The sequence below is a fragment of the Pseudomonas sp. FH4 genome, from assembly GCF_000510915.2.
GTDB classification, from domain to species: Bacteria; Pseudomonadota; Gammaproteobacteria; order Pseudomonadales; family Pseudomonadaceae; genus Aquipseudomonas; species Aquipseudomonas brenneri.
This window is the reverse complement of the sequence record NZ_AOHN01000061.1, coordinates 33,248-48,715: the sequence shown is the minus strand read 5'-3', so window position 1 is coordinate 48,715 and position 15,468 is coordinate 33,248. Positions and strand designations below refer to the sequence as shown.

The 15,468-nt window shown below is 59.9% G+C and carries 14 protein-coding genes; 10 read left to right on the top strand and 4 right to left on the bottom strand.

Annotated features, from left to right (window positions below):
* The first annotated feature begins 28 nt into the window (after positions 1–28).
* A complete protein-coding gene (locus H097_RS27040) occupies positions 29–1,447 on the top strand; it encodes a serralysin family metalloprotease (RefSeq protein WP_082445683.1) in 1,419 nt (472 codons plus the stop codon).
* Positions 1,448–1,450: 3 nt separating this feature from the next.
* Here H097_RS27040 and H097_RS27035 read toward each other — a convergent pair whose 3' ends face one another.
* Positions 1,451–2,005, bottom strand: coding sequence for a histidine phosphatase family protein (locus tag H097_RS27035; RefSeq protein ID WP_308425964.1), 555 nt, complete (start codon positions 2,003–2,005; stop codon positions 1,451–1,453).
* A 506-nt stretch (positions 2,006–2,511) separates the two neighbouring features.
* Here H097_RS27035 and H097_RS27030 point away from each other — a divergent pair.
* From H097_RS27030 to H097_RS27020, 3 genes are all read left to right on the top strand, one after another.
* Complete coding sequence (locus tag H097_RS27030) at positions 2,512–3,480, top strand: hypothetical protein (RefSeq protein WP_032863787.1); 969 nt, start codon at positions 2,512–2,514, stop codon at positions 3,478–3,480.
* 2 nt (positions 3,481–3,482) lie between these two features.
* The gene (locus H097_RS27025) at positions 3,483–3,845 is read left to right on the top strand and encodes a hypothetical protein (protein ID WP_032863713.1); all 363 of its coding nucleotides are present in this window, start codon (positions 3,483–3,485) and stop codon (positions 3,843–3,845) included.
* A gap of 188 nt (positions 3,846–4,033) precedes the next feature.
* A complete protein-coding gene (locus H097_RS27020) occupies positions 4,034–5,497 on the top strand; it encodes a hypothetical protein (protein ID WP_032863712.1) in 1,464 nt (487 codons plus the stop codon).
* A gap of 70 nt (positions 5,498–5,567) precedes the next feature.
* Here the strand turns inward: H097_RS27020 and H097_RS27015 are convergent, their stop codons facing one another.
* Both H097_RS27015 and H097_RS27010 read right to left on the bottom strand, forming a co-directional pair.
* Complete coding sequence (locus tag H097_RS27015) at positions 5,568–6,656, bottom strand: SMP-30/gluconolactonase/LRE family protein (protein ID WP_032863710.1); 1,089 nt, start codon at positions 6,654–6,656, stop codon at positions 5,568–5,570.
* Positions 6,653–7,339 carry a sterol desaturase family protein gene (locus H097_RS27010; RefSeq protein ID WP_032863709.1) on the bottom strand — a complete coding sequence of 229 codons (687 nt, stop codon included), beginning with the start codon at positions 7,337–7,339 and terminating at the stop codon, positions 6,653–6,655. The genes H097_RS27015 and H097_RS27010 overlap by 4 nt, the downstream gene beginning before the upstream one ends.
* A gap of 156 nt (positions 7,340–7,495) precedes the next feature.
* Here H097_RS27010 and H097_RS27005 point away from each other — a divergent pair, with 156 nt between their 5' ends.
* The 6 genes from H097_RS27005 (at position 7,496) to H097_RS26980 (ending at position 14,430) form a co-directional block, all read left to right on the top strand.
* Entirely contained in the window at positions 7,496–8,410 is a 915-nt protein-coding gene (locus tag H097_RS27005; protein ID WP_032863708.1) for a substrate-binding domain-containing protein, read from the top strand.
* 63 nt (positions 8,411–8,473) lie between these two features.
* Positions 8,474–9,982, top strand: coding sequence for a sugar ABC transporter ATP-binding protein (locus H097_RS27000; RefSeq protein ID WP_032863707.1), 1,509 nt, complete (start codon positions 8,474–8,476; stop codon positions 9,980–9,982).
* Positions 9,948–10,940 carry a ribose ABC transporter permease gene (locus tag H097_RS26995; RefSeq protein ID WP_032863706.1) on the top strand — a complete coding sequence of 331 codons (993 nt, stop codon included), beginning with the start codon at positions 9,948–9,950 and terminating at the stop codon, positions 10,938–10,940. The genes H097_RS27000 and H097_RS26995 overlap by 35 nt, the downstream gene beginning before the upstream one ends.
* Before the next feature lie 73 nt (positions 10,941–11,013).
* Complete coding sequence (locus H097_RS26990) at positions 11,014–12,093, top strand: alcohol dehydrogenase catalytic domain-containing protein (RefSeq protein WP_032863705.1); 1,080 nt, start codon at positions 11,014–11,016, stop codon at positions 12,091–12,093.
* 2 nt (positions 12,094–12,095) lie between these two features.
* Positions 12,096–13,628: an FGGY-family carbohydrate kinase gene (locus H097_RS26985; protein WP_032863704.1), complete on the top strand. Its 1,533-nt coding sequence runs from the start codon at positions 12,096–12,098 to the stop codon at positions 13,626–13,628.
* Positions 13,629–13,704: 76 nt separating this feature from the next.
* On the top strand, positions 13,705–14,430 hold the full coding sequence (locus H097_RS26980; RefSeq protein WP_032863703.1) for an SDR family oxidoreductase: 726 nt from the start codon (positions 13,705–13,707) through the stop codon (positions 14,428–14,430).
* Here H097_RS26980 and H097_RS26975 read toward each other — a convergent pair.
* Positions 14,427–15,431 (bottom strand): LacI family DNA-binding transcriptional regulator, encoded by a 1,005-nt coding sequence (locus tag H097_RS26975; protein WP_032863702.1) that lies wholly within the window; start codon positions 15,429–15,431, stop codon positions 14,427–14,429. The genes H097_RS26980 and H097_RS26975 overlap by 4 nt on opposite strands.
* Positions 15,432–15,468: the final 37 nt, after the last annotated feature.

Below are 15,468 nucleotides of genomic sequence, written 5' to 3'. Positions count from 1 at the left end.
AAGGGTTACTGGCTCAGTGAGGGTATTTATGTCCGCAGTTACACCACGAGTAAGCAGCACGCTCCAGGATATTGACCAGTTCCGGCATCGCGATGACCGCGGCGGTACGATCAAGCACAACGGATTGCAGTCCAAAACCACTGAAGAGGCCGCACGGCAGCTGTGGCGTAGAAGTCCCGGATGGCCAGATAAAAACGGTGACGGCACGTACGATGTCAGCTACGAGTTTCTATCTGCTCCCGCTGATAAAAAACTGAAACGGGGTGGCAGGTCAGGGTTCACATCGATCCTTGAAAATCAAAGGAAGCAAACCGAACTCAGCCTTCAATCAATTGCCGATGTCGCAAACGTCAAGTTCAACGAAGGGCCTAGGACCGTCAAGAGTGAAGGGCATATTGCAATCGGTAACTATGGTCAGAGATTTGATAAGAATAATAAATCCATCGACGCTCAACCCCATACGGAACTGCCGGATAATAAAGGCCGGGGAGGCGCTGTCTGGTTTGTGAACAATGCTGAAGAAATGTCGGTGCCCAAGGCTCACCATGGTGATGCCGGTCGCCACACGATCACCCATGAACTGGGCCACGCGATGGGACTTACGCATCCGGGTAACTACAATGGCATTCTTGATCGGTCGAAGATCGACTCCCATGAGGACTCTCAAAGCCATAGCGTCATGAGTTACCGGGGTGAACGAACGACCTATGCCAATCACGGTGGTTTCCGGGCATCGGCTCCCCAACTCGACGATATTTCTGCCTACCAATCGAAATATGGCGCCAATCACCAAACCCGCAAAGACGACACCACTTACGGCTTCAATTCCAATACCGATCGTGACTTCCTCAGCGTCAATACCAAGGACGACAAAATGCTCGCCGCCATTTGGGATGGTGGTGGTAATGACACGCTAGATTTTTCGGGCTACGTCCAGGATCAAAAAATCAGTCTCAAAGAGGGTACGTTTTCCGATGTGGGTGCTCTTAAAGGTAACGTTTCCATTGCTTATGGCGCCACTATCGAGAACGCCATTGGCGGGTCAGGCAACGACTGGCTGGTCGGTAACACCGCGAATAACGAGTTGCGCGGTGGTGACGGGAACGATGTGCTCTACGGCGCCGAGGGGGCTGATAGGTTGTGGGGCGGCAAGGGCAATGACACCTTTGTCTATGGCAAGATCAACGAGTCCAGCGCGGCGGCACCGGACCGGATCGAGGATTTTGTCAGCGGCCAGGATAAAGTCGATGTATCAGGTATCAGGGTGCAATTGGGTGATAAGCCGCTGCAGTTTGTCAGCCGGTTTTCCGGGGCGAGCGGTGAAGCCATCGTCGCCTATGACCGGCGGTTGAACCTGAGCACGTTGCAGGTTGCTGGGGAGCCCAACGATCCGACCTTCGTGCTGCAAGTGCAGGGTGAACTGCGGCGTAGCGATATCGTGAGCTGACCGTCAGAGGTGTCCAAGGGCTGTGGCCCAGTCCTGGCTGTTGAGTACGCCCAGTACCTTGAGCTTGCCGTTGCTGCGCACCTGGACAAACAGCGAACTGCCGTATTCGGCACCGTCAGCATGGGGGTAGCCCAGTACCCGCTCCAGGTCGCCGATGCATTCACTATGGGTGACCAGTAGCAGGTTGCGTCCGGCGACCTTGCGTGCAGGCAGGTCGTGCGTGAGTGTGGCGCCACACAAGGTCAGGCGGTCAGGTAATACATGGACGTCGCCGAACATGAACTGTGAGGTTTGCACGGTGCGAGTGGTAGGACTGCTCAACACATCGCTGTGGGACATGCCCAGGGTGCGGAACGCGGAGCCCACGGTGGCTGCCGAGACGCTGCCGGATCGGGTCAGGCCATCCGCAGGGCCCAGGCACGGATTGCTGGAGCGGTCGCAGCGTTCTGCATGGCGCACCAGCACGATCAGGTTGCCACTGCGCCAGGCCGCCAGGGCCCCTGAAGTGACCAGGCGATTGTCGGCCCCCAGATCCTGCGGTGAAGTCGGCCAGAGCATGGCCCCCATCACTAGCAGGCACAGGGCGATGAGTGCGATGAACCGCAGCCACAGCTGTCTGAGCGTTTTCGCCAAGCCCCGATCTGCGCGGGGTTTGGCCTGGATCATGTCAACCACACTGTTCACCCTGGGAAGCTTTGGTATTGCCTTTGGCGTTGGCGGGCAATCTAGATCCCGGGGCGTGGGCAGGCAGTGAAATCAATGTGAAAAAATCGCGCGGCGCACGGTTACTACTGTAGGAGCGAGCTAGCTCGCGAAAAACCTCCAGACGACACGTTCATTCTGGATAAACCGTGCAGCTCTGAGAGCTTCGCGAGCAAGCTCGCCCCTACAAAGTTGGCATTCGGGGGGAGTTATGGCGGACTGTCTGTAGGTCTTGATCGCTCGCATAGTAGGCAACTTCCCAAATGTAATCGACAAGCCGCTTTTCATCCCTGGGCTTGTGCCAGGCCCGTTCTGCTTACTTATATTCCTACGCCCTATTCATTGCATCAGGGATGCGGGCGATGGCGCAGGCGTATATCAATGACCGGACCATAGATTTTCACAGCTTGAAATCCAGTTTGCTCAAGGACTCCTACAACCAACTGTCGGCGCAGTTCGATGCGTTGAACCTGCACTTGCGCCACGGCCTGGTCACACCTGGGCAGATGGTGATTATTCCCAATGACTACGGCATGGCCTGCACCTTCAACGATGCCTGGTTGATGCGCCATGCCGAGGACATCCGCCGCGGCCTGGAACAGGACACGGCACTTGGGACAGCGGTGGTCGGCAAGTATGATTTGCTGCAAAGCCTGCTCGGCTACAGCTCTTTAGGTGTCGGCAGTGCCACCTCGGCGTGGGGTCGGCATCTGGATGAGGTCAAGCACACGCTGGAGGAGGTTGAACGGTTGCACCGACAGCTCAAGGACGGGGTGCTGGATCGCAACAATTTTGTACGCCATCGCCAGGTTCTGTTCAACAGGCTGGAGGTGCAACTACAAGGTGCGGCACGGTTTGGTACCAGTTTGCAGAGCCATAAATCGTTGAAAAAAGTGCTGGGGATTTCGACCAGGAGCTATCTGGATAAGAGTGAGATCGCCGGTTACACCCAGCGCATCAAGAGCATTGCCCAGACGTCGAAGTTTTTAGGCAATGGCACGTATGTGGGGCTGGCGCTGGATGTGGGGGGGGCGGGGTTGGAGATCAAGGAGGCGTGTATGAAGGATCGGGGGGAGCTGTGCAGCAGGGCGAGGTATGTGGAAGGGGGGAGGTTGGTGGGTGGTGTTTCGGGGGCAGCAGCGGGTGGAGCAATCGGGGCTCACCTTGCGCGGTCCATCTGCAACGTTGTCCTGGGTGTGGTTATGAAAGGTCAAGGGAAGTTGGCGTGCGGGATTATCGGAGGCGCTGCTGGTGGGTATGGCGGGGGGACCGAGGGCGGGATTTTTGGAGAAGAGATGGGCGATCTTTTGTACAAGCCAGCAGGGATATAAACATGTCGTTATACACCTTGATCCTGATAGCGCTGGCACTTGGAATGTTCGTTTCTTTGGGCTTGCTCCTATACGCCGAGTATAAAAAACTGGATGAGATAGAAAGCTATTTCAGCGAGAACGAGGCGGTCCAAGGCAACAAGCGTTTTTGGGGAAGGAACACACGTATCGATAGAACCATGCGTATGAGCATACTCATTGGCTTTTTCATGCAGCCCAAAACCCATATGAAGAGCAATGAAGTGAGCAGGGAGGAGTTGGGGTCAGTCCCATTGGCACTCAAACGCTGGGCAACGTGGCCATTTTATTTCTCGGCAATCTATTTCGTGGCTTTGACGGCTTGGGTCATCTGGCGCAAGTGGTAGCCTAGCGAACCAAAGCCCAGCACTGCCTGGGCTTTGTCGTTTCTTCCTACGGCACTGCGCGCATCTTTCTCGCATTCATTTCAAAAGATACTGTACAAGTATACAGTAATTGCCTACAGTCCATCCCAGGTGAACGGATTTCACCGCGCACCAAAGCCACAAATTTTTTAACTATGGATGGATAAAAAATGAAATCAAAAAAAGCCTTTATGCTGGGTGCGGCCATGGCGGCCTCCTGCTTTGTTTCGGCGTTTGCCCTGGCCGAGCAATACCCTTCGCAAACCCCTGCCAAACTGTCCGCGCAGGCGGTCAAGCGTGCGGTCGAGCAGGCGCTTAAAATCGGTGGCCAGGTTGAGCCGTCGAAGCTTGCGACCGAAATCAAGCAAAAGCTCAAGGCGGCCAAGGCCGGCAAGGCCAGGGCTGTGGCAAGTAAGGCCGCAGTCAGCAGCGCGCCGGTGGATACGGTGGTTGGCGAGCTGAAAAAACCCAATGAGAAACAACTGCAAGGCGCAGCGATTGCAGCCTTTGCACCGTTGTTCCCGACCCTGGATATCAACACCCTGTACAACGTGACCGGCGTGGAAACCGGGGCGGAAGTTGCCTACCACTTCAACCTGGCGCAAAGCGCGCGCATCCAGCTGCAACTGCTGAACCAGAGTGCCGGCACCAATATGTCGCTGAGCCTGTTTCATGACGACGGCCAGGGCAACCTGACGCTACTGGGCACCTCTGATAACGCAGGCAGCGCCGACGAATACCTCAATGGCGTGATGCCCGCCGGCGACTATTACTGGTACATGGTGGCCAACACCGCGAGCAATGGGCAGTTCAGCTTTGGTGTCGCCGTGGACAGCAATATCGACGCCTTCGAGCCCAACGACACTGCGCAAACCGCGTTCGCGTTGCCGGATGCCTTGAACCAGGTGGCCGGTAACCTCGACAGCGTCAACGATGTCGATTACTTCGACTTCACCTCGTTGCGTGGCCAGGGCGTGGGCATGTTCCTGGGCGATGATGGCGAGGGCACTCGCAACCAGTGGATCTTCGAGCGCTTCGATGGCAACAACTGGGTGGTGATCCAGCCGAACAACACCTCCACCTACCCAAGCCTGACCCCTGGCTACACCGTTAAGGTACGGGTACGGGCCAACCCGGCAGTGGCACTCAACCCACAGGCGCGCTACATCCTGTCCTTTGGCTCGGCGCCACGACTGAACCAGAACAATGTGAACGGCGACAACGTGGTGCGTATCCCCAGCTCGATCATGCAACTGGCTACCCAGGCCGCCCGCAGCCTGAGCTGGAGCACCCAATGGTCGGACAGCACCGGCGAGCCGCTGCGCGGCGTGACCCCGGTGCTGCGGGTCGACAAGCGCTTTGATGACACCATCAACTACCACTGGGTCGACTACGAGGCCAAGACTGGCATCACCGGCGCGGCCTCTGGCAGTGTCGACCTGGGTACCTGCTCCGGCGATCTGAATGTGGTCTACCCGGACAGTTCGTCCGGCCAGACGTACAACTGGCGGACCTGGTTCAACATGGGCGGCTGGCGTATCGAGCTCAAGGAGTTCCCGGGCGTGGGCGTAGGCGGCAACATCACGCAGTACGTAAGCCTGGGCCACATTTGCAGCCAGACCATCGTGCGTTAACCCCGCCCACCTCTATAGGCGCCGGCTTGCCGGCGACGAAGCCCTCAAGTCTTGAGGGCTTCGTCGTTTCCTACAAAGCCAATGCCAGTTTCAGCGGCAAGCGCGCCATGCTGGTGTTCTTCAGCGAGCCCAGGTACAGCCACTCGCCATGTTCGCGGGCGCTGGTAATCGGTGAATAGTTGCCCGCGCTGCCATCTTGCAGGTTGGCGACCACCTGGCCCTGTACATCCAGCCCCAGCACAAAGGCTTTGCGTTCGATGGGCTTGGGCACCACCATCAGCGCCCGCACCATCATCTTGCGTATCGCGGGGTAACCGGCCAAGCCATCGAGCAGTGGGTTACGCGGTGAGTACAGCGCCACCCAGAACCGATCCCGACCGTTGAAGGTGAGGTTGTCTGGCAGCCCCGGCAGGTTGTCGATAAACAGATCATGGGTGCCCGCCTTGTCGCCCTTGAGCCAATAGCGGCTGATGCGATAGGCCCCGGTTTCATTGACCAGCACATAACTTTCATCCGGTCCCAGCGCTACGCCGTTGGCGAATTGCAGTTGATCGAGCAACAGCTCGGTCTGGCCATTGTGAAAGTCATAGCGCAGCAGCCGGCCATCGCCACCATGTTCGATGACCGCCTCTCCATCCTGGCCATAACCCCAGCGGCTGGAGGCGTCGCTGAAATAGGCGTAGCGCCCGGCGGCGTCCACCGTCACATCATCGGTGAAACCGAAAGGCACGCCATTGGCGCTGGTGCTCAGGGTGGTCAGTTTGCGCTGGGCGTCCAGCGCCAGCAGGCCCTTGACCCCATCGGCAATGATCAGGCGCCCGTCCGGATGCTGTGCCAGGCCCAGCGGGCGGCCGCCGGTGTTGGCCAGCACTTCCAGGGTCTGGCTGTCGGGCGCGGTGCGGATGATCCGTCCATCATGCAGGCCGGTGACCAGCAAACCCTGGGCATCCACCAGCAACGCCTCGGGCCCGGCAATGTCCTGGGCGCCGATGCGCTGGACATCCTTCAGGCGCAGGTTCTCGCTGTAAGGCCCATCCTGCATCGAGGGTGCCTTGGGCGGTGCCCAATTGACCGGCTGGACCTCGGTGGGCATCAGCAGCAGAAAGGCCACGACGGCGATCAATACCAACAACAGCAAATGACGGAATTTTTGGCTCATGGTGCTTCCCGAGAGTCTTTGGAGGGGCGCGTGGCGGGCTCCCAGTGCAACGTGCCGAACAGATAATCCATCAGCGGCAGCACGATGTTGAAGTTGCGGCCTTGCATCAACTCGCGACGGTGGTGCAACGCGTGAAGTTGGTGCATATGCCGGATCCACGGCAAGCGGGCCAGGGGATGGTCGGGTGGCAGGTGCTCACAGGCATGGAAGATTTCGTAGAGTAGGTAGCCCAGGATCATACATCCGGCGAACAACCCGGCGACGTTGGGATTGAGCTGCTTGAGCAGCCACCAGGCGGGGAGGGTGACGGCCAGGCTGTGGAGGATGATCAGCCAGGCCGGAAACAGGATCACCCGCCAGTCCCTGGGGCTGTCGTAAGTCATATGGCCGGGGGTGAAGAAACTGTGATGATCACCCGTGTGGCGCGCATAGAACAGCTTGGCAAACCCGTGTTTATGATGGCCAAGGTGGCGGTGGACGAGGTAGATACACAGGTTGAAGAACACCAGCGTCAGGGGCACGGCCAGCCATTCCCAAGCCTGAATGTGCTGGGTGCTGCCCCAGGCCATGATGATGCAGAGCAAACCGTAGCTGAGCACAAAGCCGGCATGCAGCCACGGGTTGTAGCGCGGGTGGACAGCGGCGCGGTAGCGTTCGCGAAAGGCCTCGGTGGGATGGGTCATGGCGGTGCTCGTTATATTTTTTGTTGGGGACCAAGCTTAGTCCGGCCTGGGGATATCTCAAGGGGCTTGCACCGCCATCATTTCCTTGTTAGCTTCTGACAAAATGTTAACGATAACATTTGCTCTAAAAATAAAAACAAAACAGAGACCCACGCCATGAAAATGCTTCCGAAAACCCTGTGTTTGTTGGCTCTAAGCATCTCCACCGTCGCCCTGGCCGACACCCAGCCTGCGCCTCTGCGTGTCGGCGCATCCTTCCAGGAAATCAACAACCCTTACTTCGTCACCATGAAAGACGCCCTGCAAGAAGCGGCAGCGACTATTGGTGCACAACTGATCATCACCGATGCCCGCCACGACGTGTCCAAACAGGTCAGTGACGTCGAGGACATGCTGCAAAAAGGTATCGATATCCTGCTGATCAACCCCACGGACTCGGTGGGCGTGCAGTCCGCCGTCAAATCGGCCCATGCCGCTGGTGTGGTGGTGGTCGCAGTCGATGCCCAGGCCGATGGTCCGTTGGACTCCTTTGTTGGCTCAAAGAACTTCGATGCCGGCTTCCAGGCCTGTGAATACCTGGCCAAAAACATCGGTGACAAAGGCAATATCGCAATCCTCGACGGCATCGCCGTGGTGCCGATCCTGGAGCGGGTGCGCGGTTGCAAGGAGGCGGTGGCCAAGCACCCGGAGATCAAGATCGTGAGTATCCAGAACGGCAAGCAGGAGCGTGACCAGGCGCTGACCGTGACCGAAAACATGCTCCAGGCCCAACCCACGCTCAAGGGCATTTTCAGCGTCAATGACAACGGCTCCCTCGGCGCACTGTCGGCCATCGAGGCCAGCGGCATGGACGTCAAGCTGGTCAGCGTCGATGGTGCGCCGGAAGCGATCAAGGCCATCCTCAAGCCTGGCAGCAAGTTCATTGCCACGTCGGCGCAGTACCCACGCGACCAGATCCGCCTGGCCCTGGGCATCGCCCTGGCCAAGAAGTGGGGCTCGCAAGTGCCGGCCACCATCCCGGTGGATATTGCCCTGATCGATCAGGCCAAGGCCAAGGACTTCAGCTGGTAAACCGTCCGTGCCCCACGTCAATCGTGGGGCATCGGGCATCCTTCTGAACGAGAGGTCGGCGGTATGAGCAGTCTTTTGCAACTGGAAAATATCTGTAAGCGCTACCCGGGGGTGCAAGCCCTCAAGTCCATCAATCTGCAAGTGGAGCGCGGTGAGATTCACGCCTTGCTCGGGGAAAATGGCGCGGGTAAATCGACCCTGATGAAAATCCTCGGCGGAGTCGAGCACCAGGACGAAGGGCGCATCCTGATTGACGGCCAGGCGCAGCAGTTCGCCACGTACCGCGATGCGATCGCCGCTGGCATCGGCATTGTGTTCCAGGAGTTCAGCCTGATTCCCTACCTCACGGCGGTGGAAAACATCTTCCTCGGCCACGAGCTGAACAACCGCTTTGGCCTGCTGCGCAAGCGCGACATGCATCAAGCGTCCCAGGCGTTGTTCCAGCGCCTGGGGGTGAGCATCGACTTGCAATGCCCGGTGAAGCACCTGAGCGTGGCCGAGCAACAGTTTGTCGAAATCGCCAAGGCCCTGGCCCTGGACGCGCGGCTGCTGGTACTCGATGAGCCCACCGCCACCCTTACGCCGAGCGAGGCCGAACTGCTGTTCGACATCATGCGTGAACTCAAGCGCCAGGGCGTGGCAGTGATATTTATCTCCCATCACCTGGAGGAGATTTTCCAGGTCTGCGACCGCATCAGCGTGCTGCGCGACGGCGGCAATGCCGGGGTCACCGATGTGGCCGACAGTGATATCGACCGCCTGGTAGAAATGATGGTCGGCCGGCGCCTGGAGTGCAGTTTCCCAGCCAAGCCTACAGCCGAGCGCGGGCCGCTGCTGCTGGAGGTCAAGGACATCCAGCTCAAGCGCAATGGTCCGCACAACCAGTTCCAACTGCATCAGGGCGAGATCCTCGGCTTTGCCGGGTTGGTCGGTTCGGGCCGCACCGAATTGGCCCTGAGCATGATGGGCGCACTGCCGTCAGTGACCAAGGATGTGTGGCTACGCGGGGTAAAAGTCAGCCTCGACGACCCGGCCCAAGCCTTGGCCCAGGGCATCGGCCTGCTACCGGAAAGCCGCAAGAGCGAAGGCCTGATCACCGATTTCAGCATTCGCGAAAACATCTCGATCAACAACCTGCGCAAGTACCAGGGCGCCAGCGGCCTGATCGACAAGACCAAGGAGTGCGCCAGTGTCGATGAACTGATGCGACAGCTATCGATCAAGGCGCCGAGCGGCGAAAGCCGGGTGTTCAACCTCAGTGGCGGCAACCAGCAGAAAGTGGTGATTGCGCGCTGGATCAACCATCACTGCGACGTGCTGGTGTTCGACGAACCCACCCGTGGCATTGACGTCGGCGCCAAGGCACAGATCTACGCGCTGATGCGCAAGCTCACCGAGCAAGGCTACGCAATCATCATGATTTCCTCGGAGCTGCCGGAAATCATCGGCATGTGCGACCGCGTCGCCGTGTTCCACAAGGGCGCCATCGTCAAGGTACTGGAAGCGTCCGCCGTCAACCCACAAGAGGTCATGCGCCATGCAACAGGGGGCTCAAGTGAATACGTCCATTAACCGCGCCGAGACCGGCTGGCTGCGCCTGAACCTGGCGCGGCTGGTGCGCTCGCCAGCGTTTTATCCGTTTATCGGGCTATTGGTGGTCACGGCCGTGATGATCGTGGCCAGTGACAACTTCCTCACTGCCAGCAACCTTTCGAATATTGCGCGCCAGGTGTCGATCAACGCGATCATCGCGGTGGGCATGACCTGCGTGATCCTCACGGGCGGCATCGACTTGTCGGTGGGGCCGGTGATGGCCTTGTCCGGCACGTTGACCGCCGGCCTGATGGTCGCGGGCCTGCCGCCCGGCCTGGCCATTGGTGCCGGGCTGCTGATCGGCGTGGCGTTTGGTATCGGCAACGGTCTGTTCGTGGCCTACCTGCATATGCCTCCGATCATTGTCACCCTGGCGACCATGGGCATCGCCCGTGGCTTTGGACTGATGTACACCGACGGCTATCCGATTTCCGGGTTGCCGGAGTGGTTCGGCTTCTTTGGCCGCGAAAGCCTGTTCGGCATCCAGGTGCCGATCCTGATCATGCTGGTTACCTATCTCGTGGCTTATGTGCTGCTGCAACACACGCGCATCGGCCGTTATATCTACGCGATTGGCGGCAATGAAGAGGCCGTGCGTTTGTCCGGGGTGCGGGCGGCGCGTTTCAAATTGCTGGTATACGGCCTCAGCGGTTTGACCGCAGCGATTGCCGGACTGGTGCTGACCTCGCGCCTGATGAGTGGCCAGCCCAACGCAGGCATCGGTTTCGAACTGGATGCGATTGCCGCCGTGGTCCTGGGCGGCGCCTCGATTGCCGGTGGGCGCGGGGTGATTGTCGGCACCTTGCTCGGCGCCATGCTGCTGGGGGTCTTGAACAACGGCCTGAACATGCTCGGGGTCTCGCCCTATGTGCAGAGCGTGATCAAGGGCGCAATTATTTTGCTGGCGATCTTTATCAGCCGCCAGCGCCACAAGTAAAAAAACGCATCACCGCAACTCGGCCGCCGTGGCCGCGACGGGCTCTCTCATCTTCAATAAAGGTCAGTACACCATGGATAAGCACACCCAAATGCAAGCCGTCGTCTGCCACGGCCCGAAAGACTACCGCCTGGAGCGCATCGGCAAACCCCAGGCGCGGCCCAATGAATTGGTGATCCGCATTGCCGCCTGCGGGATCTGCGCCAGTGACTGCAAATGCCACTCGGGCGCGGCGATGTTCTGGGGCGGCGACAACCCGTGGGTCAAGGCGCCGGTAGTGCCGGGGCATGAGTTCTTTGGCTATGTGGAACAAGTCGGCGAGGGCGCCGAGGAGCACTTTGAGGTCAAGGTTGGCGACAAGGTGATCGCCGAGCAGATCGTGCCCTGCGGCAAGTGCCGCTTCTGCAAGTCCGGCAAGTACTGGATGTGCGAGGTGCACAATATCTTTGGCTTCCAGCGCGAAGTGGCCGAAGGCGGCATGGCCCAGTACATGCGTATCCCCAAGACAGCCATCGTGCACAAGATTCCCGAGTCGGTGTCCCTTGAAGATTCGGCGTTGATCGAGCCGATGGCTTGCGCGATCCATACCGTCAACCGTGGTGACCTGCAACTTGATGACGTGGTGGTGATTGCCGGTGCCGGTACCCTGGGCCTGTGCATGGTCCAGGTGGCGGCACTGAAAACCCCGAAAAAACTGGTGGTCATCGACATGGTCGACGAACGCCTGGAACTGGCGAAAAAATACGGCGCCGATGTGGTGATCAACCCGTCCCGCGACAACGCCCGCGAGATCATCAATGGCCTGACCGACAACTACGGGTGCGACGTGTACATCGAGACCACTGGGGTGCCGGCCGGTGTGACCCAGGGCCTGGAACTGATCCGCAAACTGGGGCGCTTTGTCGAGTTCAGCGTGTTCGGTGCCGAGACCAGCGCCGACTGGTCGATCATCGGCGACCGCAAGGAGCTGGACGTACGCGGTGCGCACCTGGGCCCCTATTGCTATCCGGTGGCTATCGACCTGTTCGAGCGTGGCCTGGTGACGTCCAAGGGCATCGTCACCCATGACTTTCCACTGGATAACTGGGCCGAAGCGTTCGACCTGGCCAACTCGGTGAAGTCGATCAAAGTCCTGTTGAAACCGGCGCCGTGACGATGAACTACGTCATGGGTGTGGACATCGGCACGCAAAGCACCAAGGCGTTGCTGGTGGATGGCGAGGGCCGGATCATCGCCCAGCACAGCCAGGGTTATCGTGTGGATACCCCGAAAGTACGCTGGGCCGAACAGTGGCCGCAGGTCTGGCTGGATGCGGTCGAAAGTTGCGTCAACCAGTGCATGGCCAAGGCCGGTGTGCCAACGGATGCGGTCAAGGCGTTGTGTATCAGCAGCCTTTACGGCGGCTCGGGAATTGCCGTGAATGCCGCTATCAAGCCGCTGCATCCGTGCCTGATCTGGATGGATCGGCGTGCCGGCGAGCAGGTGGCCTGGGTGCGTGAGCATGTCGACCAGCAGCGTCTGTTCGAGGTTACCGGCAATTCGCTGGACAGCTACTACGGCTTTACCAAGATGCTCTGGCTCAAGCAGCACCAACCTGAGGTCTGGGCCAGCACACGCTATTTGCTACCGCCCAACAGTTATATCAACTACTGCCTGACCGGTGAGGTGGCGGTGGATCACAGCAGCGCGGGCAATATCGGCGGCGTCTACGATGTGGCCGCGCGGAGCTGGTCCGCCGAGATGCTGGCGGCGCTGGATATCCCGTTGGCGATGATGCCCGAGCGCTTGCTGTACTCCGGCGAAGTGGTGGGTGGCCTGCTGCCTGAATGGGCCCGGCGCCTGGGCTTGCCGGTGGGCATGCCGATCCTCGCCGGTGGTGTCGACGCGGCCATGGCCACCCTGGCGGCCGGTGTTACCCGGCCGGGCAACCACGTGGCGATGATCGGCACCAGCATGTGCTGGGGCTATCTCAACCAACAGGTCGATGCTCATCACGGTCTGGTGAGCATGCCCCATGTCTACAACGGCCAGCAGGACCTGTACATCTTTGGCGGGACGATTACCGCCGGGGCCTCGGTGAGCTGGTTTCGCGAGCAGTTCTGCCAGGCCGAGGAGCAGCAGGCCCGGGACACCGGCCAGGATAGCCTGTGGTTGCTGGAGCAGAGCGCGGCGAAGATTCCGGCCGGCAGTGAAGGGCTGCTGTTCCTGCCGTACCTGATGGGCGAACGCAGTCCGGTATGGGATGACCGTGCCAGTGGCAGTTTTGTCGGCCTGAACCTGTATCACAGCCGTATTCACCTGTATCGCGCGGTGTTGGAAGGAGTGACGTTTGCCCTGCGGCACAACATCGAGGCGGGCACGCAGGGCGCGCATTCACTGGACCCGCGGTTGATCGTGGTGGGCGGGGCGAGCCATTCGGATTTGTGGATGCAGATTATTGCGGATGTCACCCGCTACCCGGTGTACACGATTGTCCAGGAAGTGGAAGCAGCGCTGGGGGCGGCGTTGCTGGCTGCGCATACGGTGGGGTTGGTGGACACGGCGCAGATGGAAAAGGGCTGGGTACAACTGGAGCTGCGAGCTGAGCCCAAGGCTGAGCATGTGCAGGTCTATGACCGGGCGTTTGCCGACTACTTGCAGCTCTATCCCGCGCTGAAACCCGTCATGCACAGTTTGCAAAGCCACTAAGTGCACACGGACCAAAATGTGGGAGCAGGCAAGCCAGCTCCCACATTGATCTTTATTGTTTTTGGGATATTCATTCATGACCACCACCTTCGACTTCACCGACCAACGCATCCTCGTCACCGGCGCCACCAGTGGCATTGGCCGGGAAATCGCCGTGCAACTGATCGCCAGCGGGGCCCAGGTCTTCGCCATCGGCCGTGACGCCAACGCCCTCGCGCAATTGGGTTGCGAAACCCTGTGCCTGGATATCGCCAACAGCGCGGTCCTGGATTTGGCCCTCAAGGATTTGCCGGCCATGCACGGCCTGGTCAACTGCGCCGGTATCTCGCGCCTGGAACCAGCAGCGGCTATCAGCAGCGCGGCCTTCGATCAGGTGATGAACGTCAATGCGCGCGCCGCTGCGCAAGTGGCCAGTCGGGTCGCGGCGGCAATGATCGCAGCGCAGATTGCCGGCAGCATCGTCAACGTCTCCAGTCAGGCTTCACTGGTGGCGCTGGACGATCACCTCGGCTATTGCGCGTCCAAGGCTGCCCTGGATGCGATCACTCGCGTGCAATGTGCCGAATGGGGGCGCTTCGGGATCCGGGTCAACAGCGTCAACCCCACCGTGACCCTGACACCTATGGCGCAACAGGCCTGGTCCGATCCGGCCAAGCGCGACCCGGCGCTGGCGGCGATACCCTTGGGACGTTTCGCCCAGCCGCACGAAGTGGCGTTGCCGGTGCTGTTTCTGTTGAGCGCGGCGGCGAGCATGATCAGCGGTGTCAGCCTGCCAATCGATGGTGGCTACACCAGCCGCTAGCCGTTCTCCAGAGTGCCGGCAATCACCACCTTGTCTCGGGGTTTGTACGGGTCTTGCAGGCGGTCGAGCAGCAGGCGCACCGCCCTGCTGCCGGCCAGCGAAGCATCGTGGGCCACGCAGGCAATCGGCACGCCGAAGATATCGGCGAAGGGCAGGCGGTCGATGCCGCAGATGGTCAGGCTGTCGTGGGGGATGTTGTGCATGCGCAAGGCGCGCAAGGCGCCGAGGGTGATCAATTGGTTGAAACCCATGATCGCATCCGGTGCGGTGTGCGCGGCCAGGTAGTCGAGGGTGTGCAGGTAGGAGGGCATCAGGGTGTAGTCGCCGGCGCACACTTCGACGTGCACCTGGGGGTGGCTGACCAGCACTTCGCGCAGGCCCTTGAGGCGCTCCACGGTGATCCGTGAATGCTCGGGCCCGGTCAGCACCAACAAGCGCTTGAGCGCCGGGTTCTGGCGCAACAGGTACTGCGCTGCCTCGATTCCACTGTGGTAATTGTCCAGCACCACACGGCTGAACGGGCTGTCGTGGATCGTGCGATCGAGCAGCACTACCGGGGTCTTGCCATTGCCCAGGCGTTCCAGGTAATCGGGCTGGTAGTCGGGCTCGTCGGAGACCGGTGACAAGATAATCCCCGCCACACGGTAGCCCAGCAGCGTATCCACAGCCTTGCTTTCCAGCTCTTCAAGCTCGTCGGTGTCCACCAGCATGATGGTGTAGCCGTGCTTTTTTGCCTCGCGGGAAATCGCCTTGATCATCTCGCTGTAGAACGGGTTGTCCACCGAGGCGGTGATCACCCCGATGATCAGGCTTTCGCTGCGCTTGAGCCCACGGGCGAAGGTGTTGGGCACGTAGTCAAGCTCGCGCGCGACTTCGAGGATCCGCGCCAGGGTGGCGGGTTTGACCAGGTCAGGTTTGCTCAGCGCCCGGGACACCGTGATGGTGGTCATGCCGACCCGTTTGGCGATGTCGCTGATGGTGACGGATTTTTTCTTGTTCATCGACAGGGGAGACCAGGAGAAAACATCAGGAGGCTAA